The sequence below is a fragment of the Ancylobacter vacuolatus genome (genome assembly GCF_030813595.1).
GTDB classification, from domain to species: Bacteria; Pseudomonadota; Alphaproteobacteria; order Rhizobiales; family Xanthobacteraceae; genus Ancylobacter; species Ancylobacter vacuolatus.
Map to the genome: position 1 here is coordinate 203,002 of NZ_JAUSUH010000006.1, position 14,565 is coordinate 217,566.

The window sequence follows — 14,565 nt, forward strand, 5'->3', positions numbered from 1 at the left end:
GGATGGGACGGGTGGGGAAATTGCCGCTCCCCACCCGTCCCGGTTTGACTTACTTCTTCTTCACGACGCTCTGCGGGTTCAGGCTGCCGATATTGCCGCTCTCGCTGCCGGCGGCCGGGTCGATCACGGCGTTGATGAGGGTCGGCTTGCCGCTGTCCATCGCCTCGTCCACGGCGCGCTTGAGCTCGTCCGGGGTGGTGACGTGGACGCCGACGCCACCGAAGGCTTCCATCATCTTGTCGTAGCGCGAGTCGGCGACGAAGACGGTGGTGCCGGGATCGCGACCGGTCGGGTCGGTGTCGGTGCCGCGATAGATGCCGTTATTGTTGAAGATAACGACGCAGACCGGCAGGTTGTAGCGGCAGATGGTCTCGACTTCCATGCCGGAGAAGCCGAAGGCGCTGTCGCCCTCGACCGCCAGCACCGGCTTGCCGGTTTCCACCGCCGCGCCGATGGCGAAGCCCATGCCGATGCCCATCACGCCCCAGGTGCCGACATCCAGGCGCTTGCGCGGCTGGTACATGTCGATGACGCCACGGGCGAGGTCGAGCGTGTTGGCGCCCTCATTGACGAGGATCGCGTCCGGACGCTCCTTGATGACCTGCTTGAGAGCGCCGAGCGCCGAATGGAAATCCATCGGCGTGGAGTTCTTCAGCAGGCGCTGGGCCATCTTGCCGATATTGACTTCCTTGCGGGCGTTGATCGCGTCGATCCACTCGGCCGCAGGCGCCTTCCAGCCGGTCTTGATGCCCTCGTTCAGGGCCTCGATGACCGAACCGATGTCGCCGACCAGCGGCGCCGCGATCTCGACATTCGAGTCCATTTCCTTGGGCTCGATGTCGATCTGGATGAACTTCTTCGGGGCGTCGCCCCAGGTCTTGCCCTTGCCGTGCGACAGCAGCCAGTTGAGGCGCGCGCCGACGAGAACGACGACGTCCGAATCCTTCAGCACCGTCGAACGAGCGGCGCCGGCCGAGAGCGGATGGTTGTCGGGCAGCAGGCCCTTGGCCATCGACATCGGCAGGAAGGGGATGCCGGAGGTTTCGATGAAGGAGCGGATCTCCGCATCGGCCTGCGCGTAAGCGGCGCCCTTGCCGAGGATGATCAGCGGCTTCTTGGCCGACTTCAGCACGTCGAGCGCGCGGGTGACGGCGGAGGGCGAGGGGAGCTGCGCCGGGGCGGCGTCGATCACCTTGACCAGCGACTTGGCGCCGGCATCGGCATCCATCACCTGCGAGAACAGCTTGGCCGGCAGGTCGAGATAGACGCCGCCGGGACGGCCGGAAACGGCCGCGCGGATGGCGCGGGCGACGCCGATGCCGATATCGGCCGCGTGCAGCACGCGGAAGGCCGCCTTGCAGAGCGGCTTGGCAATGGCAAGCTGGTCCATTTCCTCATAGTCGCCCTGCTGGAGGTCGACGATCTCGCGCTCGGACGAGCCGGAGATGAGGATCATGGGGAAGCAGTTGGTGGTGGCGTTCGCCAGGGCCGTGAGGCCGTTGAGGAAGCCCGGCGCCGAGACGGTGAGGCACACGCCCGGCTTCTTCGTCAGAAAGCCGGCGATGGCGGCGGCGTTGCCCGCGTTCTGCTCATGGCGGAACGAGACGACGCGGATGCCTTCGGCCTGCGCCATGCGACCCAGATCCGTGATCGGGATCCCGGGTACGCCGTAAATGGTGTCGATATCGTTCAGTTTGAGCGCATCGATGACCAGGTGGAAGCCGTCCGTGAGCTCCTGCTCGGTCTCGGCGGCGGCATTCACGTCAATAACCTGTGCGACTGCGGACATCCCGTATTCCCTCCCAAACGTCCTTCGGCGGGTTCATGCCGCCCTAATCTAGGTCTACGTGGTTCTCGACATGCTCAGCGAGCCGGAGCGTATGGTCTCTGACCAGACGTTCAGCGCGGTCCGCGTCCCGCGCCTCGAGAGCAAGAATGATCTCCAGATGGTCGGATGCCGAACGCTGCGCCCGGTCCATCTCAAAGATCGTGCGGTGGCGGATGGCCCGTACATGGAAGAACAGGTTTTCCGTCATCGCCACGAGCAGCGAAGAGCCGCTCAGCCGGATCAGCGCCTGGTGAAACGCGATATTCGCACTGGAATACTCGTCGCACCGGTCGCGCTCGATCCGCGCCAGATCGAACTTTTTGAACAACGTCCTAAGCTCGGCGATCGCCTCGTCGCTTGCGCGCTGCGTGGCGAGGCGGGCCGCCATGCTTTCCAGCGCCGCCCAGGCCTCGATCATCTCGATGATCTCGGCCTTGGAACGGCGAACAACCATAATTCCCCGCCGGGGTACGGCGCGGAGCAGGCCCTCCTGCTCCAGCATCGCGACCGCCTCGCGGATCGGCGTCCGGCTTGCGCCGAGACGCTCGGAAATATCCCGCTCGTCGAGCAGCATCGGCTCGCTCGAGCCGTAGATATTCATGTGCGTGATGGCTTCCTTGAGAGCGGCATAGGCCTTGCTCTTGAAGCTCTCCTTGGCCGGCAGGCGCTCGATGGTCAGGCCATTCTCACCGCTTTGCCAGTGCTTGCTCACAACTGCCTTGCTGTTCACGGAAGCGTCCTCTGCGGAAAACCCACAGCGGATTTCCGAAAAAGTGGCATACCAAATACCAACATGTCAATTCGCTTGTCCCCGTCGCGGGGGTGCCTCCGGTCCCCTTTTCCTCACCTGCGCCGTGCGCTTTCTCAGCTCATCCTGACCTTTAGTAAGGAGGGTGGAGCGCACTTGCGTATGCAATATACCACGGACGATCGGGCCTGGCGAGGGCGCCGGAACACTTTGCGGCGTCCCGCAGTCAAAAGTTCGCTCCATTCTGACCGGTGGTTGCGTCCGGGGGCGGGCGAATCAGTCCTAAGGCTTTGAAAAGAAAAGGCCTACCGCCACATGGCGAAGGGCCTGAAGGGCGCTTCGCGCCGATGGTTCCGGCCTCCCGCCGCCCGTAAACCGCCGGAAAGCGGGAGTCAGGAGGGGAACTTGCCGTGCTTCTCGACATGGGCGGCAAGGCCCAGCGTGTGCTCGCGCACCAGCCGCTCGGCCAGATCGGCGTTGCGGGCCACCAGGGCGGCGATGATGCCGCGATGCTCCTGCAGCGAGCGCTCGGAGCGGTTCTCCTGGCGCACTGACACGGCGCGGATGCCGCGAATGTGGATGAACAGGTTTTCCGTCATCTCGGCGATCATCTCGCAGCCGCCGAGCCGGATGATGTTCTGGTGAAAACGGATATTGGCGTTGGAATATTCGTTCATGTGGTCGGCGGGCGCTTCGCCCTCGAAATCGTGGAAAAGCTCCCGCAGTTCCGCGAGCTCGCGATCGGTGGCCCGGCTGGCGGCGAGCCGGGCGGCCATGCTCTCCAGCGCCGCCCAGACGACGATCATGTCGATGATCTCGCGCTTGGACTTGCGCACCACGAAAATGCCGCGTCGCGGCACCGAGCGCACGAAGCCTTCCTGCTCAAGGACGGTGAGAGCCTCGCGGATCGGGGTGCGGCTCACGCCGAGATCGTGCGAGAGCTGCCGCTCGTCGAGCCGGATCTCGCTGTCCTGCCCATACATGTCCATCTCGGTGATGGCCTTCTTGATGGCGTCATAGGCCAGGGTCCGAAGGCTGGTATTGGCGGCGAGAGGCGCGATGTTCAGCCTCGTCTGGGTGTCGGCGCTTTCCACGGGCGGTTTCCTCGTCAGTTGCTGAAGACGTTGTTCTTGTTGTTGTCCGCTGCAGTTTTCCTGCAGGGCGGCCGCTTTCGCCCGGCCATTACGCGGTCCTGCCCCACGATCCTTTGCGATTCTCTTTGGGGGAACAGGCTCTGTGAGCATCGTATAACACATACAGAATGTCCATGCGGGATGGCCCCAGGCCCGCGCGGCCGGGTGTGCGCGGCAAAGCCTCGCCCGCAAATTCTCGCCAATCGGTTCCCCTCCCGGGGCCCGGGACCTGCCGGATGCCCAAGCGGCGCCAAGGCTTTCGCGTAACTGACGTTAGGTAATAGAGGCGAAGTATCCCCTATCGTAACATGCCGTTAGGTCATTTCGATTTCTGTTGGATACAGATGTTTGTGGTATGCAAAATTTTGCATTACCAAAAAACCATAGTATGGTCGGCGGAATGGCTGATCTAAGACGCGCCCTTATGGGTGCGCGCAGCGGGCATTCAACAAGAAGAACAGCAAATAACTGATCTCTTTACGTTGGGAAACGTTCGAGGACAACATGACATCTGACGCAACGGCATCCGTCAATAAAAAGCGCTGGCTGCAGCTCGTGTTCGGCGTGATCTGCATGTGCATGATCGCCAACATGCAGTATGGCTGGACCTTCTTCGTCAATCCGATGCAGGAAGCCCATGGCTGGGATCGCGCCGCGATCCAGGTGGCATTCTCCATCTTCATCGTCACCGAGACCTGGCTGGTGCCGGTCGAGGGCTGGTTCGTCGACAAATACGGCCCGCGCGTCGTGGTGCTGTTCGGTGGCGTGCTCTGCGGCCTGGCCTGGGTGATCAACTCCTATGCCGACACGCTGACCCTGCTTTATGTCGGTGCGGCGCTGGGCGGTATCGGCGCCGGTGCGGTGTATGGCACCTGCGTGGGCAACTCGCTCAAGTGGTTCCCGGATCGTCGCGGCCTTGCCGCCGGCATCACCGCCGCCGGCTTCGGCGCCGGCTCGGCGCTGACCGTGATCCCGATCCAGAACATGATCAAGAATCAGGGCTATGAGGCTGCGTTCTTCTACTTCGGTGTTGCCCAGGGCGTCGTGATCACGCTGATCGCGCTCTTCCTCGCTGCGCCGAAGAAGGAGCAGATCGCCGCCTTCGCCGCCAAAGCGATTGCCAAGGTCTCGCAGTCGGCCCGCGATTTCGCGCCCAAGGAGATGCTCTCCACCCCGCTGTTCTGGGTGATGTATGCGATGTTCGTCATGATGGCCGCCGGCGGCCTGATGGCGACCGCCCAGCTCGGCCCGATCGCCAAGGATTTCGGCATCGCCGATATTCCGGTGAGCCTGATCGGCATCACACTGCCGGCGCTGACCTTCGCCGCCGCGATCGACCGCGTGCTGAACGGCCTTACCCGTCCGTTCTTCGGCTGGGTGTCGGATCAGATCGGCCGTGAGAACACCATGTTCGTGGCCTTCGCCATTGAAGGCGTCGGCATCTACGCGCTGAGCGTGCTCGGTCATAACCCGGTGCTGTTCGTCATCCTCACCGGCCTGGTGTTCTTCGCCTGGGGCGAGATCTACTCGCTGTTCCCGGCTATGTGCGGCGACGCCTTCGGCTCGAAGTTCGCCACCACCAATGCCGGCCTTCTCTACACCGCCAAGGGTACGGCGGCGCTGATCGTGCCGTTCACCAGCGTCATCACCACCATGACGGGCAGCTGGCACGCGGTGTTCATCACGGCTGCGGCGCTGAACATCGTCGCCGCGGTGATGGCGCTGGCCGTGCTCAAGCCGCTGGCGTCCGCCCATGGCCGTCGCGCGGCCGCCGCCGCGGCAGCGGCGAAGGGGTCGGCCAAGGTGATGGCGGCCGAATAGCCGCCTCTCCCCCCACCACCCGTTTTCTTCAAGGGCCCGTCCTCGGACGGGCCCTTTTTCTTGTCCGCCGCACGGAGGGGCCTGCGCGCCGACGTTGAGGGTTCACTGGTGGTCCGCCAGATTGGCAGCATTCCAATTGTAAATACCCCGCCAAAATGGAACGCGAACCGTGCGCTTTGGTGTCATCGCTGCCCAAATGCGGTTGTCTCCAGCGACGAGGGCAAGTCTCCATTCCCGAGGGTTCCTGCTATTCACCTTCTGTTGCGATTTGCACTAACGCAGGGGCGGTACGCGACAACGATGTGACATCTATTAAAGGCGATCTCGACGACAAGTGGAAAGTCTACAAGGTCTTTAGGCTTACGGAACGTGCGCCGAGTCATAAATCGCAATTGGCATACATAATATTGTCGATTATGATCCGGCCTCAGCGGGTCGGTTCCGCAACCCTGCGTCAAGGCGCCTCCGAGGTTTCGGAACGCGGCGTAAGGGGGCGGATACCGCGCAACCTTTGGGACCAAAATGCCGCTCAAGCGGCCGTCGCGGGGGCGACGCAGAAAGCGCCCCCGGGACCAACGACAAGCCGGCGCCGAGCCGAACAGGCAACGGAACGACCGCAATAAAAAGCCGATCCGCGGCATTTATCGATTTGGGAGAGGAGATCGCCCTTGAGTACGTCCAAGACGCTGGCCGCCGTCGGGCCTGGCCAGGATTATTCGGAAAGCCGCCGTTGGCTTCAGCTTGTTGTCGGCGTCGTCTGTATGGTGGCGACCGCGAACATCCAGTACGCCTGGACGCTGTTCGTTCCTGAAATTCAGGAGACCTTCGGCTGGGAGCGCGCGTCGATCCAGATCGCGTTCACCATCTTCGTTCTGGTGCAGACCTGGCTCGCGCCGATCGAAGGCTATTTCATCGACAAGCTTGGCCCCCGCCTGATGGTCGCCTTCGGCGCCCTGTTCATCGGCGCGGCCTGGGTGATCAATTCGCAGGCCACCAGCCTGATGGGCTTCTACCTCGGCGCCGCCATTGGCGGTATCGGCGTGGGCTCGATCTACGCGACCTGCATCAACAACGCGCTGAAGTGGTTCCCGGATCGTCGCGGCCTCGCCGTCGGCCTGACGGCGGGCGGCTATGGCGCCGGCTCGGCCGCCACCATCCTGCCGATCGCCGCGATGATCGATAGCGCCGGCTTCCAGGAGACCTTCTTCTTCTTCGGCCTGCTGCAGGGCGGTCTCGCCTTCGTTGCCGCCTGGTTCCTGCGCTCGCCGAAGGCGGGTGAGGTCAAGGCTTCCACCAAGCTCAACCAGAGCCGCCGCGACTACACGCTTGGCGAAGCCATGAGCACCAAGCTCTTCTGGCTCATGTTCCTGATGTTCATCTGCGTCGTCACCGGCGGCATGATGGCGGTGGCCCAGCTCGGCGTCATCGCGCAGGATCTCGGCGTGAAGGAGTTCCAGGTCGACCTGTACTTCTTCGTCATGGCCGCACTGCCGCTCGCCCTGATGCTCGACCGCGTCATGAACGGCATCTCGCGTCCGCTGTTCGGCTGGATCTCGGACCATATCGGCCGCGAGAAGACGATGGTCATCGCCTTCACCCTTGAAGGCCTCGGCATCATCGCGCTCGGCGCCTTCGGCCACAATCCGTGGGCGTTCCTCATCCTCTCCGGCGTGGTGTTCCTCGCCTGGGGTGAAGTCTACTCGCTGTTCTCGGCTCTCGCCGGCGACGCCTTCGGCACCAAGCACATCGGCAAGATCTACGGCGTGCTCTACACCGCCAAGGGTATCGGCGCGCTGTTCGTTCCGGTCGGCAACCTGCTGATGGAAGCGACCGGCACCTGGTCCACCGTGCTCTACACGGTTGCCGCCATGGACCTGTTCGCAGCGTTCCTGGCGATCGCGGTACTGCCGCGCACGCTCAAGGCGCATGTGGCACGTTCGGCCGCCATGCCGCCGGCGGTGGACAAGACCAGCACCGTCACGGCGCATGCCTGATCCATCGGCGGCCCGCGCGGCCGCCGGTCGGTCCTGCCAAAATTCACCATCTCGACGGGGGGCCCTTGCGGGCCCCCTTTTCGTATGCGCGGCGCTAAGTGCCAGTCAGCCGGCCTCGCCCGGCAGAGCGAGGGCGAGGTCGGCGAGATACCCCACCTTGACGCTGGCACGCGGGCCAAGCCCGGCGAGTTCCGGGCGGTCGAACCAGCGCGCCTCCAGCGCGTCATCGGCGGCCACGGCCTCGCCGGAGCGCCAGCGGCACAGCACGGCGATCATCGCGAAATGATGGGTGAGGGCGCCGTCGGGGCCGTGCTCGATGAAGTCGAGCACGGTGAGCAGGCGCGGCAGGTCGGCATGGAGGCCGGTTTCCTCGTGCAACTCGCGCAAAGCGGCGTCGAGATGGGTTTCGCCTGGCTCGATACGGCCGCCGGGAAAACCCCAGAGCCCCTGGTCGGGCGGGTTGGCGCGGCGCACCAGCAGCATCTGCTCCCCCCGCGCCACAAGGGCGAGAACGGCGGCAACGGGGCGGACCGGATGCGGCAAGGTCATTGCGACAATACTCCTGAGAGGGTGCGCGGCCGGACAAGCCCGGCCGCGCGGGAAACAACTACTCCGCCGCCGTCGCGTCGCGATAGATCCGTCCGCCGCCGGCGCGGAAACGTTCGGCCATCTCCTCCATGCCCTGTTCCGCCTCCGCCCGCGCTTCGGCCTGCCGGGCGGTGTCGCGGATCTCGTGGCTGATCTTCATCGAGCAGAATTTCGGCCCGCACATGGAGCAGAAATGCGCCAGCTTGTGCGCCTCCTTCGGCAGCGTCTCGTCATGGAAGGCCATGGCGGTGTCGGGGTCGAGGGCGAGGCTGAACTGGTCCTGCCAGCGGAACTCGAAGCGCGCCCGTGAGAGCGCATCGTCCCAGGCCCGCGCCAGCGGGTGGCCCTTGGCGAGATCGGCGGCGTGGGCGGCGATCTTGTAGGTGATGACGCCGGTTTTCACGTCGTCGCGGTTGGGCAGGCCGAGATGCTCCTTCGGCGTGACGTAGCAGAGCATGGCGGTGCCGAACCAACCGATCATCGCCGCGCCGATGGCGCTGGTGATGTGGTCATAGCCGGGGGCGATGTCGGTGGTCAGCGGCCCGAGCGTGTAGAACGGCGCCTCGCCGCAGGTGGCGAGCTGCTTGTCCATGTTGGCTTTGATTTTGTGCATCGGCACATGGCCGGGGCCTTCGATGATGACCTGGCAGTCGTGCTTCCAGGCGGTCTGCGTCAGCTCGCCCAGCGTCTCCAGCTCGGCGAACTGGGCCGCGTCATTGGCGTCGGCTATGGAGCCGGGGCGCAGCCCGTCGCCCAGCGAGAAGGTGACGTCATAGGCGCGCATGATTTCGCAGATTTCGGCGAATCGCTCATAGAGGAAGCTCTCGCGATGATGGGCGAGGCACCATTTCGCCATGATCGAGCCGCCGCGCGAGACGATGCCGGTCACCCGATTCGCCGTCAGCGGCACATGCGGCAGGCGCACCCCGGCATGGATGGTGAAATAGTCGACGCCCTGCTCGGCCTGCTCGATCAGCGTATCTCGAAAAACCTCCCATGTGAGGTCCTCAGCGATGCCGCCGACCTTTTCCAGCGCCTGGTAGATCGGCACGGTGCCGATCGGCACGGGGGAGTTTCGTACGATCCAGTCGCGGATGTTGTGGATGTTGCGCCCGGTGGAGAGGTCCATCACCGTGTCAGCGCCCCAGCGGATTGCCCACACCATCTTGTCCACCTCGTCGGCTACCGAGGAGGTGACGGCGGAATTGCCGATATTGGCGTTGATCTTGACGAGGAAATTGCGGCCGATCGCCATCGGCTCCAATTCGCCATGGTTGATGTTGGCGGGGATGACGGCACGCCCGCGCGCCACCTCGTCGCGCACGAATTCGGGCGTCACCACATCGGGGATGGCGGCGCCGAAATCCTCGCCATCGCGGAGGATGTCGCGGATGCGCTCGCGCAGGCCATTCTCGCGCAGGGCGACATATTCCATCTCCGCCGTGACGATGCCGGCGCGGGCATAGGCCATCTGCGTCACCGCGCCGGCTTTCGCCCGCAGCGGGCGGTGGCGCAGCGGGAAGGGCGCCACCAGCTTGTCGGCGGGGACATGGCCATTGTCCTCCGGCTTCACGGCTCGCCCGTCATAGGCCTCTATATCTCCACGCGCGCGCACCCAGGCGTCACGCGGGCGCGCGAGGCCCGCCGTGATGTCGATGGTGGCGTCCGCGTCGGTATAGGGGCCGGAGGCGTCATAGACCGCGAGGTTGGGCTCGCCGGCCGAGGGGTGCAGCAGGATTTCGCGGAACGGCACGCGAAAGCCGCGCGCCGGGCATTCGGCATAGATGCGGCGCGAGCCGGGGATGGGCCCGGTGGCGACGTTGAGGCTGTGGGGGTGTTTGGTCGACATGGTGGATCTCCTGAACCAGAGGTTGGGGAGATCCGGGTGTTGTGACGCTGGGGAAGGATGGCGACGCGTGGCACGGAGATACACCGCGGGTGGCGACGCCATTCGGTTCCGATCCCTTCGCCGGCATGACCCGGATCAGGTTCGAAGGGTCATCGCGTTGCCCTGCCTTGCAGCACAGCCGGCGCTCTCTCAGCCCCCTAGCGGGGCTCCCCTTGGAACGCCATGATCTTCGACGAAAGTCGGCCACGGGTCAAATCCCGCCGAACCGTCACCCTGCGGCTGCCGTATTTCCTGTAGATTGCTGATCACAACGAAACGATGCCTGAGATATCGGGGGACCTATGGCCAGCACGACGTTTCCGCCCCGCACTGCGACCCGCCGCGCGTTGATCGCCGGCGCGCTTGCCTTCGGTTTGCTCGCCCCTGCTGCGGCCTCTGCCCAGGAGAATTGCGGCCGGACCGGCGCCGGCTTCGATGCCTGGCTCGCCGGCTTCAAGCAGCAGGCGGTGGCGGAAGGGGTGTCGCCGCGCACGGTGGCGGCCGCGCTCAACGGCGTGACCTATGCCCCCGACATTGTCGGCACCGATCGCGGGCAGAAGGTGTTCGGCCAGAGCTTCTTCCAGTTCTCCGACCGCATGGTCGCCAATTACCGCATCCAGCAGGGTCGCCAGAAGATTCAGGCCAATCCCGATCTGTTCAGCCGGATCGAGCAGCAATTCGGGGTGCCGGGCGCGGTGCTGGTCGCCTTCTGGGGGCTGGAGACCGATTTCGGCGCCTTCATGGGCGACAAGCAGACGATTCGCTCGGTCGCCTCGCTGGCGTGGGACTGCCGGCGGGCGGAGATGTTCCGCACCCAGCTGATGGCGGCGCTGAAGATCATCGACCGGGGCGACCTGACCGTGCAGACCATGCGCGGCCCCTGGGCGGGCGAGCTTGGCCAGTTCCAGTTCCTGCCCGACCATTATCTGAACTACGGCGTCGATTTCGACGGCGACGGGCGGGTCGATCTCATTCGCTCGGCGCCCGACGCGCTGGCCTCGGCGGCCAACTACATCAAGGCGCTGGGCTGGAAGGCCGGCCAGCCCTGGCTGGAAGAGGTGAGCGTGCCGGCCAACCTGCCCTGGGACCAGGCGGATCTCTCGATCAAGATCCCCCGCTCCCAATGGGCGCGAATGGGGGTGGTGCGGGCCGGCGGCGGCCAGCTTCCCGCCGACCAGCTTCCCGCCTCGCTGCTGCTGCCGATGGGGCGGACGGGACCAGCCTTCCTCGTCTACCCGAATTTCGACGTGTTCACTGAGTGGAACAATTCGCTGACCTACGCCACGTCAGCCGCCTATCTCGCCTCGCGCGTCGCCGGGGCGGGGCCGTTCAACCGGGGGCAGGGCGACAAGATCCCGGTGCTGTCCATGGCGCAGGCGAAGGAACTGCAGACGCTGCTCAACGCGCGCGGCCACCATGTCGGGCGGGTCGACGGCATTATCGGCGCGGCGACGCGGCAGGCGATCAAGGTGGAGCAGCAGCGGCTCGGCCTGCCGGCCGATTCCTACCCGACGCCGGAACTGGTGGCGGCCCTGCGGGCGGGGAAGTGAAGATCGACGCCTGAGGGAGCATCGTCATGGCCGGGCTTGGCCTGGTCATCCACGCCTTTCTTCCGCGCGCCCAAGACGTGGATCCCCGGGTCAAGCCCGGGGATGAGCGCAGCCCGGGGAGGACGGCAATCGTCGGCAGGGCGGGGCAACCGCCAGCCTCACAGCACCGGCACGCCCTGCTGCTTGGCCTTCACTTCCGGCTCGACATGAATGTTGACGAGCACGTCGGCGACCTCCGCCTCCAGCGCGTCTTCGATGCGGTCGCAGATGGCATGCGCCTCGCTGACCGGCATGTCGCCGGGAACGACGAGGTGGAAATCGACGAAGATCATCCGCCCCGCCTGCCGTGTGCGCAAATCATGCGCCTCGATGGCGCCGGTGGCCTCGGCGGCGATGCGGCGGCGGATGCGCTCCAGCGTCTCCGCCGGCACGGCCTGGTCCATCAGCCCGCCGACGCTCTCCTTCAGCACCGACCAGCCTGACCACAGAATGTTCACCGCGACCAGCCCGGCCAGCACGAGGTCGAGCTTCTCCCAGCCGGAAAGCGCCGCCAGCGCGACGCCGAGCAGCACGCCTGCCGACGAGACGACATCGGTCAGCAGGTGCCGGCCATCGGCGGCGAGCGCGGGCGAGCGGGCGCGGCGGCCTTCGCGAATCAGGATCGCGCACCAGATGCCGTTGATGATGGTGGCGAGGGCGTTGATTGCCAGGCCCTTGGGCGAGGCATCGAAGCTGTGCGGTTCGAGCCAGCCGAGATAGACCTCGCGGAAGATGGTGATGGCGGCGACGACGATCAGCACGCCGACGATGACGGCGGAAAAATACTCGGCCTTGGCATAGCCATAGGGGTGGGCGGCATCGGCCGGCTTGGCGCTGACGCGCAGCGCCACCACGGCGGCGATGGCGGTGGCCACGTTGACGATGCTTTCCAGCGCGTCCGAATACAGCGCCACGCTGCCGGTGAGCAGGAACGCGAGATATTTCAGCCCAAGTACGATCAGGCTGATGCCAACATTGATCAAGGCGATCCGCGAGGAGAGAGCCATCGGCGCCTACCTGTTATGGCGCCGCGCGCCTCAGGCCCTGCGCTTAGTCGCTCATGCGATGAAAAGCAAGCAACGGCAATGACTTGCAAGTCATTCGCAGAAGCGTTTGCAGTCCTTCTCAGTGAAGGGCCTCAGGCGTTGGCGTGGCGGGGCAGCAGCGCGCCGCGATGGCGGATGACGCGGCCCGCCAGATGGTGCCCGGCTTCCGCCGCCGCTGTCGGCAACTCGCCGGCAAGGCGGGCGGCGAGATAGGCGGCGTTGAAGCTGTCGCCGGCGGCGGTGGTGTCGACGGGTTCCACCGGCTGGGGAATGGGCACGAGCTGCGCCGTGCCGCCGCTGACGACCAGCGCGCCCTCGGCGCCGTTCTTCACCACGATTTCCTGGACGCCGAAGGTGGCGAGGCGCTCGGCGGTGGTGGTGGGGGAGCCGTCGCCCCACAGCGTTGCCTCATCCTCGAATGTCGGCAGGGCGATGGAGGTGCGCTTGAGCGCCTCGGCATAGACCGCGCGCGCCCTCGCCACGTCGCCGCGCCAGTTGCGCGGGCGGAAATTGCCGTCGAAGACGATGCGGGTGCCGCGCTCGCGGGCGAATTCCAGCGTCGCCAGCAGCCGCCCGAGCCCGGCATTGGAATAAAGCGAGAGGGTGATGCCGGAGAGATAGATGAGATTGGCCTCGATCAGCGCCTCGCACACCACTTCCCAGCCGGGCAGCTCGAACAGCTCGCGCGCCGGGGCGGTGTCGCGCCAATAGGTGAAGCTGCGTTCGCCCTGCGGGTCGGTGTCGATGAGGTAGAGGCCGGCGGTCCGCCCCGGCACGCGCGCCATCAGCCTTGTGTCGAGGCCCTCGCCCTGGGCGGAGGCGCGGATGGCGTCGGAATAGGGGTCGTCGCCGAGCGCGGTGGCATAGGCGGTCTCAACGCCGGCGCGGGCGAGATAGACAGCGGTGTTGAAGGTGTCGCCACCGACCGACTGGCCGAAGCGCCCATCGGCGCCCCGTGCCAGCTCGACCATGACTTCGCCGATTGAAATGACCCGGGCCATGCGTCCCTCCCTATGCGCGTCGATTCGCGCGGGAGCCTCGCTTTATTCCACCAGCGAGGCAAGGTCGGGGCGGCTTTCCGTCCCGCCCGGGGCGGGACGGAAAGGCAGGCTCAGAACTGGACGCCGCGGGTCAGGGCGCCATCGACCACCAGATTGGTGCCATAGATGAAGCTCGCCGCCGGGCTCGCCAGGAAGACGGCGGCGTTGGCGATTTCCTGCGCCGTCGCCATGCGGCCGGTTGGGTTGAGCGCCAGCGCCTCGGCGTACAGGGCCGGGTTGCCGTCCTTGATCTGGTTCCAGATGCCGCCGTCGAAATAGGTGTTGCCCGGGGAGACGGTGTTGGCGCGGATCTTCTTCGGCGCCAGCTGGTAGGCGAGGCCCTGCGTGTAATGGATCAGCGCCGCCTTGAACACGCCATAGGGGCCGCAGGCGAAGTCGATCTCGCGGCCGGACACCGAGGAGATGGTGACGATGGAGCCGGCGGCGCTCTGTTCGAGATAGGGCATGGCGGCGTTGACGAGGCGCACCGTGCCCATGAGGTCGGTGTCGAAGCCCTTCTTCCAGTGCTCCTCCTCATGGCCGACCGCGAGCGCGCTGACATTGGCCACAACGATGTCGAGCCCGCCAAACGCGCTGGCCGCCTTCTCCACAAAGCCGGCGAGGGCGGCGCCGTCGGACACGTCGGCCCCGACGCCGAGCGTTTTCACGCCCGCCTCCGCCAGCCGGGCGGCGGTGGCCTGTGCCTCCCCGTCATGGCGGCTGCACACGGCGACATCACAGCCCTCGGCCGCCAGCGTCTCGGCGATGGCGAGGCCGATGCCCTTGGTGCCACCGGTAACGACGGCGCGCAGTCCCTTGAGTCCGAGATCCATGGTCGGTGATCCTTCAGAAGTGGGGGGAGTCTCGGCCCATGATTCCCGCACCACGGC

The 14,565-nt window shown here is 65.6% G+C and carries 11 protein-coding genes and 1 riboswitch; of the genes, 3 read left to right on the top strand and 8 right to left on the bottom strand.

The window, feature by feature from the left end:
• Nucleotides 1-49 precede the first annotated feature (49 nt).
• The 3 genes from oxc to J2S76_RS14970 all read right to left on the bottom strand — a co-directional run bounded on the left by oxc (nucleotide 50) and on the right by J2S76_RS14970 (nucleotide 3,670).
• On the bottom strand, nucleotides 50-1,789 hold the full coding sequence (gene oxc, locus J2S76_RS14960; RefSeq protein ID WP_018387629.1) for an oxalyl-CoA decarboxylase: 1,740 nt from the start codon (nucleotides 1,787-1,789) through the stop codon (nucleotides 50-52).
• A gap of 43 nt (nucleotides 1,790-1,832) precedes the next feature.
• The gene (locus J2S76_RS14965; RefSeq protein ID WP_307061488.1) at nucleotides 1,833-2,558 is read right to left on the bottom strand and encodes a GntR family transcriptional regulator; all 726 of its coding nucleotides are present in this window, start codon (nucleotides 2,556-2,558) and stop codon (nucleotides 1,833-1,835) included.
• Nucleotides 2,559-2,968: 410 nt separating this feature from the next.
• Nucleotides 2,969-3,670 (bottom strand): GntR family transcriptional regulator, encoded by a 702-nt coding sequence (locus J2S76_RS14970; RefSeq protein WP_307061490.1) that lies wholly within the window; start codon nucleotides 3,668-3,670, stop codon nucleotides 2,969-2,971.
• Between the two features lie 543 nt (nucleotides 3,671-4,213).
• Here J2S76_RS14970 and oxlT (J2S76_RS14975) point away from each other — a divergent pair.
• Nucleotides 4,214-5,530, top strand: coding sequence for an oxalate/formate MFS antiporter (gene oxlT, locus J2S76_RS14975; protein ID WP_307061492.1), 1,317 nt, complete (start codon nucleotides 4,214-4,216; stop codon nucleotides 5,528-5,530).
• Between the two features lie 668 nt (nucleotides 5,531-6,198).
• Nucleotides 6,199-7,524, top strand: coding sequence for an oxalate/formate MFS antiporter (gene oxlT, locus J2S76_RS14980; RefSeq protein WP_307061494.1), 1,326 nt, complete (start codon nucleotides 6,199-6,201; stop codon nucleotides 7,522-7,524).
• 105 nt (nucleotides 7,525-7,629) lie between these two features.
• On the opposite strand, the gene J2S76_RS14985 is transcribed toward oxlT (J2S76_RS14980), so the two are convergent.
• Both J2S76_RS14985 and thiC read right to left on the bottom strand, forming a co-directional pair.
• Entirely contained in the window at nucleotides 7,630-8,073 is a 444-nt protein-coding gene (locus J2S76_RS14985) for an NUDIX hydrolase (protein WP_307061496.1), read from the bottom strand.
• A 58-nt stretch (nucleotides 8,074-8,131) separates the two neighbouring features.
• Nucleotides 8,132-9,961, bottom strand: a complete 1,830-nt coding sequence (thiC, locus tag J2S76_RS14990; protein WP_307061498.1) for a phosphomethylpyrimidine synthase ThiC — start codon at nucleotides 9,959-9,961, stop codon at nucleotides 8,132-8,134.
• A 95-nt stretch (nucleotides 9,962-10,056) separates the two neighbouring features.
• A riboswitch (TPP riboswitch) is annotated at nucleotides 10,057-10,184 on the bottom strand.
• A 118-nt stretch (nucleotides 10,185-10,302) separates the two neighbouring features.
• Between thiC and J2S76_RS14995 the strand changes: the two genes are divergently transcribed.
• Nucleotides 10,303-11,550 (top strand): lytic murein transglycosylase, encoded by a 1,248-nt coding sequence (locus J2S76_RS14995; protein WP_307061500.1) that lies wholly within the window; start codon nucleotides 10,303-10,305, stop codon nucleotides 11,548-11,550.
• 158 nt (nucleotides 11,551-11,708) lie between these two features.
• Here the strand turns inward: J2S76_RS14995 and J2S76_RS15000 are convergent, their stop codons facing one another.
• From J2S76_RS15000 to J2S76_RS15010, 3 genes are all read right to left on the bottom strand, one after another.
• Nucleotides 11,709-12,596, bottom strand: a complete 888-nt coding sequence (locus J2S76_RS15000) for a cation diffusion facilitator family transporter (RefSeq protein ID WP_307061501.1) — start codon at nucleotides 12,594-12,596, stop codon at nucleotides 11,709-11,711.
• A gap of 131 nt (nucleotides 12,597-12,727) precedes the next feature.
• Complete coding sequence (locus J2S76_RS15005) at nucleotides 12,728-13,636, bottom strand: sugar kinase (RefSeq protein ID WP_307061503.1); 909 nt, start codon at nucleotides 13,634-13,636, stop codon at nucleotides 12,728-12,730.
• Nucleotides 13,637-13,746: 110 nt separating this feature from the next.
• Nucleotides 13,747-14,508, bottom strand: a complete 762-nt coding sequence (locus J2S76_RS15010) for an SDR family NAD(P)-dependent oxidoreductase (protein WP_307061505.1) — start codon at nucleotides 14,506-14,508, stop codon at nucleotides 13,747-13,749.
• Nucleotides 14,509-14,565 lie beyond the last annotated feature (57 nt).

What these genes read in the sequence shown, in the direction of transcription:
- thiC (WP_307061498.1), bottom strand. Translation starts at nt 9,961, where the DNA reads ATGTCGACCAAACACCCCCACAGCCTCAACGTCGCCACCGGGCCCATC.
- J2S76_RS14985 (WP_307061496.1), bottom strand. Translation starts at nt 8,073, where the DNA reads ATGACCTTGCCGCATCCGGTCCGCCCCGTTGCCGCCGTTCTCGCCCTT.
- J2S76_RS15005 (WP_307061503.1), bottom strand. Translation starts at nt 13,636, where the DNA reads ATGGCCCGGGTCATTTCAATCGGCGAAGTCATGGTCGAGCTGGCACGG.
- J2S76_RS15000 (WP_307061501.1), bottom strand. Translation starts at nt 12,596, where the DNA reads ATGGCTCTCTCCTCGCGGATCGCCTTGATCAATGTTGGCATCAGCCTG.
- oxlT (WP_307061492.1), top strand. Translation starts at nt 4,214, where the DNA reads ATGACATCTGACGCAACGGCATCCGTCAATAAAAAGCGCTGGCTGCAG.
- J2S76_RS15010 (WP_307061505.1), bottom strand. Translation starts at nt 14,508, where the DNA reads ATGGATCTCGGACTCAAGGGACTGCGCGCCGTCGTTACCGGTGGCACC.
- oxc (WP_018387629.1), bottom strand. Translation starts at nt 1,789, where the DNA reads ATGTCCGCAGTCGCACAGGTTATTGACGTGAATGCCGCCGCCGAGACC.
- J2S76_RS14995 (WP_307061500.1), top strand. Translation starts at nt 10,303, where the DNA reads ATGGCCAGCACGACGTTTCCGCCCCGCACTGCGACCCGCCGCGCGTTG.